The 9,346-nt window shown below is 69.7% G+C and carries 10 protein-coding genes; 8 read left to right on the forward strand and 2 right to left on the reverse strand.

Annotation, left to right across the window (positions count from 1 at the left end; genetic code table 11):
* The 4 genes from VFL64_RS00495 to VFL64_RS00510 form a co-directional block, all read left to right on the forward strand.
* On the forward strand, positions 1 to 2,452 hold a 2,452-nt coding region (locus VFL64_RS00495), incomplete at its 5' end, for an Lhr family helicase (protein ID WP_489538418.1).
* A 73-nt stretch (positions 2,453 to 2,525) separates the two neighbouring features.
* Complete coding sequence (locus tag VFL64_RS00500; RefSeq protein WP_489538419.1) at positions 2,526 to 2,954, forward strand: hotdog fold thioesterase; 429 nt, start codon at positions 2,526 to 2,528, stop codon at positions 2,952 to 2,954.
* A 7-nt stretch (positions 2,955 to 2,961) separates the two neighbouring features.
* On the forward strand, positions 2,962 to 3,354 hold the full coding sequence (locus tag VFL64_RS00505) for a VOC family protein (RefSeq protein WP_489538420.1): 393 nt from the start codon (positions 2,962 to 2,964) through the stop codon (positions 3,352 to 3,354).
* A complete protein-coding gene (locus VFL64_RS00510; protein WP_489538421.1) occupies positions 3,351 to 4,154 on the forward strand; it encodes a DUF1161 domain-containing protein in 804 nt (267 codons plus the stop codon). Before VFL64_RS00505 ends, VFL64_RS00510 begins: the two co-directional genes overlap by 4 nt.
* 4 nt (positions 4,155 to 4,158) lie before the next feature.
* On the opposite strand, the gene VFL64_RS00515 is transcribed toward VFL64_RS00510, so the two are convergent.
* Both VFL64_RS00515 and VFL64_RS00520 read right to left on the reverse strand, forming a co-directional pair.
* The gene (locus tag VFL64_RS00515) at positions 4,159 to 4,368 is read right to left on the reverse strand and encodes a DUF2061 domain-containing protein (RefSeq protein WP_489538422.1); all 210 of its coding nucleotides are present in this window, start codon (positions 4,366 to 4,368) and stop codon (positions 4,159 to 4,161) included.
* A gap of 103 nt (positions 4,369 to 4,471) precedes the next feature.
* Complete coding sequence (locus VFL64_RS00520; protein ID WP_489538423.1) at positions 4,472 to 5,905, reverse strand: NAD-dependent succinate-semialdehyde dehydrogenase; 1,434 nt, start codon at positions 5,903 to 5,905, stop codon at positions 4,472 to 4,474.
* Between the two features lie 205 nt (positions 5,906 to 6,110).
* Between VFL64_RS00520 and VFL64_RS00525 the strand changes: the two genes are divergently transcribed.
* Genes VFL64_RS00525 through ssuC form a run of 4 tightly spaced genes read left to right on the forward strand, consistent with a single transcriptional unit; the run spans position 6,111 to position 9,274 of the window.
* Entirely contained in the window at positions 6,111 to 7,094 is a 984-nt protein-coding gene (locus tag VFL64_RS00525; RefSeq protein WP_489538424.1) for a sulfonate ABC transporter substrate-binding protein, read from the forward strand.
* Positions 7,095 to 7,099: 5 nt separating this feature from the next.
* Positions 7,100 to 7,288 (forward strand): hypothetical protein, encoded by a 189-nt coding sequence (locus VFL64_RS00530; protein WP_489538425.1) that lies wholly within the window; start codon positions 7,100 to 7,102, stop codon positions 7,286 to 7,288.
* Positions 7,289 to 7,325: 37 nt separating this feature from the next.
* Positions 7,326 to 8,495 (forward strand): FMNH2-dependent alkanesulfonate monooxygenase, encoded by a 1,170-nt coding sequence (gene ssuD, locus VFL64_RS00535; protein ID WP_489538426.1) that lies wholly within the window; start codon positions 7,326 to 7,328, stop codon positions 8,493 to 8,495.
* A gap of 2 nt (positions 8,496 to 8,497) precedes the next feature.
* The gene (ssuC, locus tag VFL64_RS00540; protein WP_489538427.1) at positions 8,498 to 9,274 is read left to right on the forward strand and encodes an aliphatic sulfonate ABC transporter permease SsuC; all 777 of its coding nucleotides are present in this window, start codon (positions 8,498 to 8,500) and stop codon (positions 9,272 to 9,274) included.
* Positions 9,275 to 9,346 lie beyond the last annotated feature (72 nt).

Consider the following 9,346-nt stretch of genomic DNA (forward strand, 5'->3'; position numbering starts at 1 on the left):
GGCGCTGCGCAAGCGCTTCTGCCGCCAGTTCAACTTCGAGCTGCAGGCCGCGGCGACCGAAGACGCGATCCAGCTCGCGCTCTCGACCGCGCACAGCTTCCCGCTCGACGAGGTGGCGCGCTACCTGCACAGCAACACCGCGCTCGACGTGCTGGTGCAGGCCCTGCTCGATGCGCCGCTGTTCGGCGTTCGCTGGCGCTGGAACGCCACCGTCGCGCTCGCGCTGCCGCGCTTCGCCGGCGGGCGCAAGGTCGCGCCGCAGCTGCAGCGCATGAAGTCCGAGGATCTGCTGGCCGCTGTCTTCCCCGACCAGGTGGCCTGTGCCGAGAACCTGGCCGGCCCGCGCGAGGTGCCCGAGCATCCGCTGGTCGCGCAGACGCTGCACGACTGCCTCTACGAGGCGATGGACGCCGAGGGCTGGCTGCAGCTGCTGCGCCGCATGGAATCGGGCGAGGTGACGGTGCTGGCGCGCGACCTGCCCGGGCCGTCGCCGTTGGCGGCCGAGGCGCTGACCGCGCGGCCCTATGCCTACCTCGACGATGCGCCGATCGAGGAGCGGCGCGCGCAGGCGGTGCAGGGACGCCGCTACACCGACCCCGAGAGCCCGGACGACCTGGGTCAGCTGGACGCCGAGGCCATCGCCGGCGTGCGCGAAGAGGCGTGGCCGAGCCCGCGGCATGCGGATGAGATGCATGAGGCGCTGACGGCGCTGGGTGTGGTCACGCACGAGGAAGCGCTGCGCAATGAAGGCTGGACATCGTGGTTGGACGAGCTGGCTCAGGTGGGGCGCGCGACCTTGCTGAGTCCACAACCGCTCAGGCTCAGGTATCGAAGCCCCGCGCAGGCCCTGCCCGGCTTCGATCCGCGAAGCGGACCTTGTCCTGAGCCTGTCGAAGGGTCAGCCCGAGCGGAGGGTGATTCGCCGGCAGGTCTGTGGGTCGCCGCCGAACGGCTGGCGCCGGTGAGTGCGCTCTACCCTGAGGCCACCCTGCAACCCGCCATCGAGGCACCCGCCGAGTACGCCCAGGTGCCCAACCGCGACGACGCCTTGACCGAACTGTTGCGCTCGCGCCTGAGCGGACTGGGCCCGGTGACGGTGGCCGAGCTTGCACGGCAACTTCAACTGCCGGACAGCGAGATCGAACTCGGACTGCTCCACCTGCAACGCGAAGGCAGCGTCATGCAAGGCCGCTTCACCCCCGGCACACCGCACACCGAATGGTGCGAGCGCCACCTGCTCGCCCGCATCCACCGCTACACGCTCAAGCGCCTGCGCCGCGAGATCGAGCCGGTGGAGCCGCGCGACTTCGTGCGCTTCCTCTTCGAATGGCAGCACGTCAGCCCGGGCAGCCGCGTGAGCGGGCCGGAGGCTCTGGCCGGCGTGCTCTCGCAGCTCGAAGGCTACGAGGCGCCGGCCGCGATGTGGGAGGCCGAGCTGCTGCCCGCGCGCGTGAAGGACTATTCCAGTGCCTGGCTCGACGACCTGTGCACGGCAGGCCGCACCCTGTGGACGCGTCTGCGCCCGATGGCGAGCGAAGGCCGGTCGGGCAGCGCGTCCCTGCGCACGACGCCCATCCTGCTGCTACCGCGCCGCAGCGCGGCGCAGTGGTCGCGCCTCGCGCCACCGCCCGGTGACGACGCGGCCCTCGGTTCGCGCACCCAGCGCGTGGCCGCCTACCTGGCGGAGCACGGCGCCTCCTTCTTCGACGAGATCGCGCAAGGCGCCCACCTGCTGCGCGCCGAACTCGAAGACGCCTTGAGCGAGCTGGTGGTGCGCGGCCGCGTCAACTGCGACAGCTATGCCGGCCTGCGCGCGCTCTTGGTGCCGGCGGCCAAGCGCGCCACCGCCCACTCGCGGCACCGCCGCCGCGTGGCGCTGTTCGGTGTCGAAGACGCCGGCCGCTGGACGCTGATCCGCGGCAGCAACGCGGCCGCAGGTGCCGAGGCCGAGGCGCTGGAGCACGTCGCCCGCACGCTGCTGCGCCGCTACGGCGTGGTGTCGTGGCGCGTGCTGGAGCGCGAGGCTGCGTGGCTGCCGCCCTGGCGCGAGCTGGTGCGTGTGTACCGCCGGCTGGAGGCGCGCGGCGAGATCCGCGGCGGCCGCTTCATCGCCGGCCAGTCGGGCGAGCAGTTCGCGCTGCCCGATGCCATCGCCCTGATGCGCCAGGTCCGCCGCCAGCCGGCCGACGAGAGCCTGGTGTGCCTGGCCGCCACCGACCCGGCCAACCTGCTGGGCACGGTGCTGCCCGGCCCCAAGCTCGCCCGCGTGGCTGGCTCGCGCGTGCTGTACCGCGCCGGCCTCGCAGTGGCCACCAGCGTGGCCGGGCAGGTGGAGATGCTGGTGCCGCTCACCCCCGCCGAGCAGCACGCCGCCACCCGTGCGCTGGCGCTCGACCCGGCCTACCGCTGGGCCGAGGCCGAGCCGGCCGAAGCTGCGGTCTGGCCGGTGTAGGCCTGCTTATCCCCGCTGCAAGCTGCACGCCGGTCTGCCAAACTCCGGCTTCCGAAATGTTTTGTTGCAACGCATGGCAGCCATCTGGAAGCAACCCGCGTCGGTGGAGACGCTGAAGGCGATCCACGTCAACACCGCCGTGGCCCACCTGGGCATCGAGTTCCTCGAAGTCGGCGACGATTTCATCCGCGCGCGCGTGCCCGTCGACCAGCGCACGCACCAGCCCATGGGCATCCTGCACGGCGGCATCTCGGTGGTGCTGGCCGAGACGCTCGGCTCCTGCGGCGCGGCCTTCGCCTCGCCGCCCGGCCACCGCGCCGTGGGCCTGGACATCAACGCCAACCACCTGCGCAGCGTGAGCGAAGGCTGGGTCACCGGCACGGCGAAGCCCTTCCACATTGGCCGCACCACGCACGTGTGGCAGATCGAAATGACGAACGAGCGCGGCCAGCTCACCTGCGTGTCGCGCATCACCATGGCCATCCTGTCGCCCAGCGAGTGAGGGGCGCATGGGCATCGAACTCGATCACTTCATCGTTTCCGCACGCAACAAGGTGGCCGCGGCGAAGCAGCTTGCCGAGCTGCTGGGCGTGACCTGGGCCGAGTCGTCCATCGGCCCGTTCTCGCCGGTCTTCATCAACGACGGGCTGACGCTCGACTTCTACGAGACCGATGAAGACTTCCCCGTCGAGCACTTCTGCTTCCGCGTGAACCAGCAGGAGTTCGACGCGATCCTCGGCCGCATCCAGGCGGCCGGCATCCCCTACCGCAGCAATGTGCGCGGCCCGGTGGACCACCAGGTCAGCACCGCGTTCGGCGGCAACAGCATCTACTGGAACGAACCCGAGGGCCACCAGTGGGAGATCCTCACGGTGAGCTACGCTCGCGCCCAGCACCCATGAAACTGAAGACGACTTCCATCCCCTCTCTCTCCGTCGGCGCGGCGCTGCTGGCGCTGTGGTCCGGCGCCGCGCAGGCGCAGTCCGCGGCCTGCGAGGAGTTCAAGAACAAGCTGGCCGCGCGCGTCGACCCGAGCATCACCGCCTTCACGCTCGAAGTGGTGAAGAACAGCGCGCCCACGCCGCCCGGCGCCAAGGTGTTCGGCACCTGCGATGGCGGCGCGTACAAGGTGCTGTTCCGCCGCGGGGGCGATTCGCGGCCGGCACCGGCGGCCGCATCGGCCAGTGCGGCCCCGGCGCCGGCTTCCGCACCTGCACCTGCACCTGCGCCGCAGGTGGCGGCGAAGCCGGTGACGCCAGCGCCGCCACCTCCGTCGCCTGCGCCCAAGCCGGCCGCGGTGCCAGCGCCTCCTCCGCCCGCACCGGCGCGCCCCGTGGCGGGGGCGTCGGCACCCAGCCCTGCAGCCAGCCTGGCGCAGAAGCCGCCGGTGCCTGCTTCCGCTCCTGCCGCTCAGCCGGCCAAGCCGGTGGCCATGAGCGCCAGCCCCGTCGTGGTGGCCCGTGCGCCGGAGCCCTCACCCCCCGCACCGCTCTCAGCGACGACCAGCAAGCCGCTCGACGAGGCCTCCATCGTGAAGGCCTTGCCTGCCGTCGAATCCGACGCGGAGACGGGCTTCGTGGCCCGCAACTGGCAGTGGCTCGCCGGCCTGCTGCTGCTGCCGCTGGCGGGCGGCCTGTGGGCCTGGCGCGTGCACCGCAGCGCCTACGACGAGGCAGGCCTGCCGCGCGGTCCCAAGCTCTGAGCCGTCAGCGGTTGGGGGCGAGCGCGGGCGCCGCGCGCCCCTTGCGCGACCACACCAGCTCGTGGAAGAAGAAGGCCACGGTGTTGACCATGGGCTCGATCAGCGCCACGGCGCTGGACACCTGCCAGCTGCCCGTGATGGCGTAGGTGACGCCGAAGGCGACGCTGAAGTGCAGGACGGCGAAGCTGGTGGTTTTCTTGACGTGATGGGCCATGAGACGGGCTCCTTTCGAGAGCCTCCAGTCTGCCATCAGATGAGAATCATTCTCATCAAGAAGCCCAATGCCGGCGATAGGCATCGGGCCTCGCACGTCGCGCTCACACGCCCGTCTGGGTCACGAACTTGCTGTTGAGGTAGGCCTCGATCGCCTCGCTGCCGCCTTCGGTGCCGTAGCCCGAGTCCTTGATGCCGCCGAAGGGCACCTCGGGCAGGGCCAGGCCGAAGTGGTTGATCGAGACCATGCCGCTCTCGATGGCTGCGCCGATGCCCGAGGCCGTCTTGAGCGACTTGGTGAAGGCATAGGCCGCCAGGCCGAAGGGCAGGCGGTTGGCCTCGGCCACGACCTCGTCGAAGCTCGAGAACTTCATGATCGGCGCGATCGGGCCGAAGGGCTCCTCGTGCAGGATGCGCGCGTTGGCCGGCACGTCGGTCAGCACGGTGGGCTCGAAGAAGTAGCCCTCCGTGCCGATGCGCTTGCCGCCCAGTGCGAGCTTGGCGCCCTTGCCGACAGCGTCGTCGACGAACATCTGCATGGCCTCGACGCGGCGGCTGTTGGCCAGCGGGCCCATGCGCGTCTCCTTCTGCAGGCCGTCGCCGACGGTGATCTTGGAGGCGGTGGCGACGAAGCCGTCGACGAACTGGTTGTAGACCGACTCATGCACCAGGAAGCGCGTGGGCGACACGCACACCTGGCCTGCGTTGCGGAACTTGGCGCTGGCGAGTTGCTTGGCAGCACCCGCCACGTCGGCATCGTCGAACACGATGGCCGGCGCGTGGCCGCCCAGCTCCATGGTGATGCGCTTCATGTGCTGGCCGGCCAGCGCCGCCAGCTTCTTGCCCACCGGCGTGGAGCCGGTGAAGGTGATCTTGCGCACGATCGGGTGCGGGATCAGGTACTCGGAGATCTCGCTCGGCACGCCGAACACGAGGTTGATCACGCCGGCCGGCACGCCGGCATCGGCATACGCGCGGATCAGCGCGGCGCAGCTTGCAGGCGTTTCTTCCGGCCCCTTCAGGATCACGGCGCAGCCGGCCGCCAGCGCGGCCGAGACCTTGCGCACCGCCTGGTTGATGGGGAAGTTCCAGGGCGTGAACGCGGCCACCACGCCCACCGGCTCCTTGATCACCAGCTGGCTCACGCCATCGGCACGCGGCGGAATGATCTGGCCGTAGGTGCGGCGTGCTTCTTCGGCAAACCAGTCGATCAGGTCACCGGCCGAGGTGGCCTCGCCCTTGGCCTCGATCAGCGGCTTGCCCTGTTCCAACGTCATCAGCTCGGCGATCTCGGCGGCGCGCTCGCGCATCAGGTCGGCGGCGCGGCGCAGTACCTTGTAGCGCTCGTAGGCCGACGTCGCCTTCCATTTCTTGAAGCCCTTGTCGGCGGCGGCGAGTGCGCGGTCGAGGTCGGCGGTGCTCGCATGGGCCAGGCGCGCCAGCGGCTTGCCGGTGGCCGGGTTGATGATGGGTTCGCTCTTGCCGCTGCTGCCGGCCGTCCATTCGCCGTCGATGAAGAGGGAGACGTCTGTGTACATGGGAGTCCTTGCTGAATGGAGGAAGGGGAAGCTGCGCATTGTTCCCCGCCACGGTGCGGCCTGCTGTCGCGCAGGCGGCTGAACCCGCTGGTGGCGGGGGTATCGGAATTCTGATGAAGCAAAGCCGAATTGCTTCGTTCTCGACAGAAGGGCAGCTGCGTACCGTTCAGTCCTCCACAGCTTTCGATCACCAGAACGGACCGACATGACGCACCCCTTCGATCCAACGCGCCGCAAGGCCATCGTCTCCTCTGCCGCCGTGGCCACGGGCCTGTCGCTGGCGAGCGCCAGCTCACTCGTCTTCGGGCAGGCCAAGAGCCAGCTTCGCATCGGCTACCAGAAGTACGGCACGCTCACGCTGCTGAAGGCGCGCGGCGACCTGGAGAAGCGCCTGGCCCCGCAGGGCATCGAGGTGAAGTGGACCGAGTTCCCGGCCGGCCCCGTGTTGCTCGAAGGCCTGAACGTCGGCTCGATCGACTTCGGCACGGTCGGCGAAGCGCCGCCGATCTTTGCGCAGGCCGCTGGTGCCGACCTCGTCTACGTGGCCAACCAGCCGCCGGCGCCGAAGGGCGAGGCGATCCTCGTGCCCAAGGACTCGCCGCTCAAGACGGTGGCCGACCTGAAAGGCAAGAAGGTCGTGCTCAACAAGGGCTCCAACGTGCACTTCCTGCTGGTGAAGGCGCTGGAGAAGGCGAACGTGAAGTACGGCGAGGTGCAGGTGGTCTTCCTGCCGCCGGCCGATGCACGCGCTGCCTTCGAGAAGGGCGCGGTCGATGCGTGGGTGATCTGGGACCCGTTCTTCGCCGCCGCGGAGAAGCAGCTCGGCGCACGCATCCTGGCCGACGGCACGGGCCTGGTGGCCAACCACCAGTTCTACCTGGCCTCGCGCAGCTACGCCGAGAAGAGCCCGCAGGTCGTGCAGGCCATCATCGAGGAGCTGGGCAAGCTCGACGCCTGGGCGACGAAGAACGCCAATGAAGTGGCCAGGTTCCTCGCGCCGCAGATCGGGCTCGACATCGGCATCACCGAGGTGGCGGCGAGCCGCTTCGCCTACGGCATCCAGCCCATCACGCCGGCGGTCGCCGCCGAGCAGCAGAAGATCGCCGACGCGTTCTTCGACCTGAAGCTGATCCCGAAGGCGATCAAGGTGAGCCACGCCTTGCCGGCCACGCTGGCCTCGGCGCGCTGACCGCCATGGGCACCACACGGCGCGACCTGCCGGGTGCAGGCCTGGCCCTCAGCTTGCCGTTTGCTGTGCGTGCTCAGTCGAGTGACGCACCGGCTCAGTTGCGCCTGGGCTTCCAGAAGTCCGCCGTCAACCTCGTGCTCGTCAAGCAGACGGGCGTGCCGGAGAGGCGATTCCCAACCACCCGCGCGCCGTGAAGGTGTCCGAGATCGTGTGGCAACCGAAAGCATCCTCATGAAAGTTCTCTGGTTCATCCCCACCCACGGTGACTCGCGCTACCTCGGCACCTCCCTCGGCGCGCGCACCACCAGCTTCGAGTACTTCAAGCAGATCGCCATCGCCGCCGACAGCCTGGGCTACGAAGGGGTGCTGCTGCCCACCGGGCGCTCGTGCGAAGACTCGTGGGTCGTGGCCGCGAGCCTGATCGACGCGACCCAGCGGCTCAAGTTCCTGATCGCCCTGCGGCCGGGCCTGGTGCAGCCGTCACAGTCGGCGCGCATGGCCGCCACCTTCGACCGCATGTCGGGCGGGCGCCTGCTCGTGAACCTGGTGACGGGCGGCGACGCGGCCGAGCTCGAAGGCGACGGCCTCTTCCTGCCGCACGCGCAGCGCTACGAGCAGTCGACCGAGTTCCTCACCATCTGGCGCGAGCTGCTGGCCAGGAGCCACGAGGCCGAAGGCTTCAGCTACGAGGGCAAGCACCTGAGCGTGAAGGACGGCAAGGTGCTGTACCCGCCGGTCAACCGACCCTACCCGCCGATCTTCTTCGGTGGCTCGTCGGAAGAAGCGCACGAGCTCGCCGCGCAGCAGCTCGACACCTACCTCACCTGGGGTGAGCCGCCCGCGGCGGTGGCGGCCAAGGTGGCCGACATCAAGCGCCGCGCCGCCCGGTACGGCCGCACGCTGGAGTTCGGCATCCGCCTGCACGTGATCGTGCGCGAGACCGAAGAGCAGGCCTGGGCCGCCGCCGGCGAGCTGGTGTCGCATCTCGACGAGAAGGTGGTCGCCGCCGCGCAGGCCAGGTTCGCGCAGATGGACTCCGTGGGCCAGCGCCGCATGGCCGAGCTCAACAAGGGCCAGTTCAACAAGGCCAACATCCGCGAAGGGCTGGAGGTCTCGCCCAACCTGTGGGCCGGTGTGGGCCTGGTGCGCGGCGGGGCCGGCACGGCGCTCGTGGGCAACCCGCAGCAGGTGGCCGAGCGCATCAAGGAGTACGCGGCGCTCGGCCTCACGTACTTCATCCTCTCGGGCTACCCGCACCTGGAAGAAGCGCACCGCTTCGCCGAGCTGGTGTTCCCGCTGCTGCCGCTGCAGCTGCGCGAGAAGCTCGCGGGGCAGGCGCTCACCGGGCCGTTCGGCGAGATCGTCGCCAACACCTACGTGCCGCGTGTGTCGCAAAGCTGAGCATGGCCAACGCATCGTTCCAACGCGTGGCGCCGTGGTTGGTGCCCATCGGCGTGATCGCGCTGTGGCAGCTGTCGTCGCAGGCGGGGTGGCTGTCGACCCGCGTGCTGCCCGAGCCCTGGGCGGTGCTCAAGGCCTTCTGGGCGCTCACGGTGTCGGGCGAGATCTGGCAGCACGTGGCCACCAGCACCTGGCGCGCAGCCGCGGGCTTCGCCATCGGCGGCGGGCTGGGCTTGGTGCTGGGGCTGCTGACCGGCACCTTCAAGTCGGCCGAGACGCTGCTCGATTCGAGCTTCCAGATGGTCCGCAACATCCCGGCGCTGGCGCTCATCCCGCTCGTGATCCTGTGGTTCGGCATCGACGAGTCGGCCAAGCTCTTCCTGGTGGCGCTGGGCGTGTTCTTCCCGATCTACCTCAACACCTTCCACGGCATCCGTTCGGTCGACAAGGGGCTCATCGAGATGGCGCGCAGCTACGGCCTCAACCGCTGGCAGCTCTACACGCAGGTGATCCTGCCGGGCGCGGTGGCGTCCATCCTGGTGGGCGTGCGCTTCTCGCTCGGCCTCACCTGGGTGCTGCTGATCGTGGCGGAGACCATCTCGGCGCAGGCCGGCATCGGCTACATGACCATGAATGCGCGCGAGTTCCTGCAGACCGACGTGGTGCTGGTCGGCATTCTTCTGTACGCCTTGCTGGGCAAGCTCGCCGACCTGCTGGCCAAGGGCGCGGAGCGTTGGTGGCTGCGCTGGCACCCGGGCTACCAGGGAGCGCAGGCATGAAGCGCGACCTCGACATTCGCGGCGCGGCTGTCGTGGCCACTGGGCTGGGCAAGGGCTATGCAGGCCGAACGG

The organism is Rhizobacter sp. (genome assembly GCF_035702065.1).
GTDB lineage: Bacteria > Pseudomonadota > Gammaproteobacteria > Burkholderiales > Burkholderiaceae_C > Rhizobacter.

What these genes read in the sequence shown, in the direction of transcription:
- VFL64_RS00500 (WP_489538419.1), top strand. Translation starts at nt 2,526, where the DNA reads ATGGCAGCCATCTGGAAGCAACCCGCGTCGGTGGAGACGCTGAAGGCG.
- VFL64_RS00505 (WP_489538420.1), top strand. Translation starts at nt 2,962, where the DNA reads ATGGGCATCGAACTCGATCACTTCATCGTTTCCGCACGCAACAAGGTG.
- VFL64_RS00510 (WP_489538421.1), top strand. Translation starts at nt 3,351, where the DNA reads ATGAAACTGAAGACGACTTCCATCCCCTCTCTCTCCGTCGGCGCGGCG.
- VFL64_RS00515 (WP_489538422.1), bottom strand. Translation starts at nt 4,368, where the DNA reads ATGGCCCATCACGTCAAGAAAACCACCAGCTTCGCCGTCCTGCACTTC.
- VFL64_RS00520 (WP_489538423.1), bottom strand. Translation starts at nt 5,905, where the DNA reads ATGTACACAGACGTCTCCCTCTTCATCGACGGCGAATGGACGGCCGGC.
- VFL64_RS00525 (WP_489538424.1), top strand. Translation starts at nt 6,111, where the DNA reads ATGACGCACCCCTTCGATCCAACGCGCCGCAAGGCCATCGTCTCCTCT.
- VFL64_RS00530 (WP_489538425.1), top strand. Translation starts at nt 7,100, where the DNA reads ATGGGCACCACACGGCGCGACCTGCCGGGTGCAGGCCTGGCCCTCAGC.
- ssuD (WP_489538426.1), top strand. Translation starts at nt 7,326, where the DNA reads ATGAAAGTTCTCTGGTTCATCCCCACCCACGGTGACTCGCGCTACCTC.
- ssuC (WP_489538427.1), top strand. Translation starts at nt 8,498, where the DNA reads ATGGCCAACGCATCGTTCCAACGCGTGGCGCCGTGGTTGGTGCCCATC.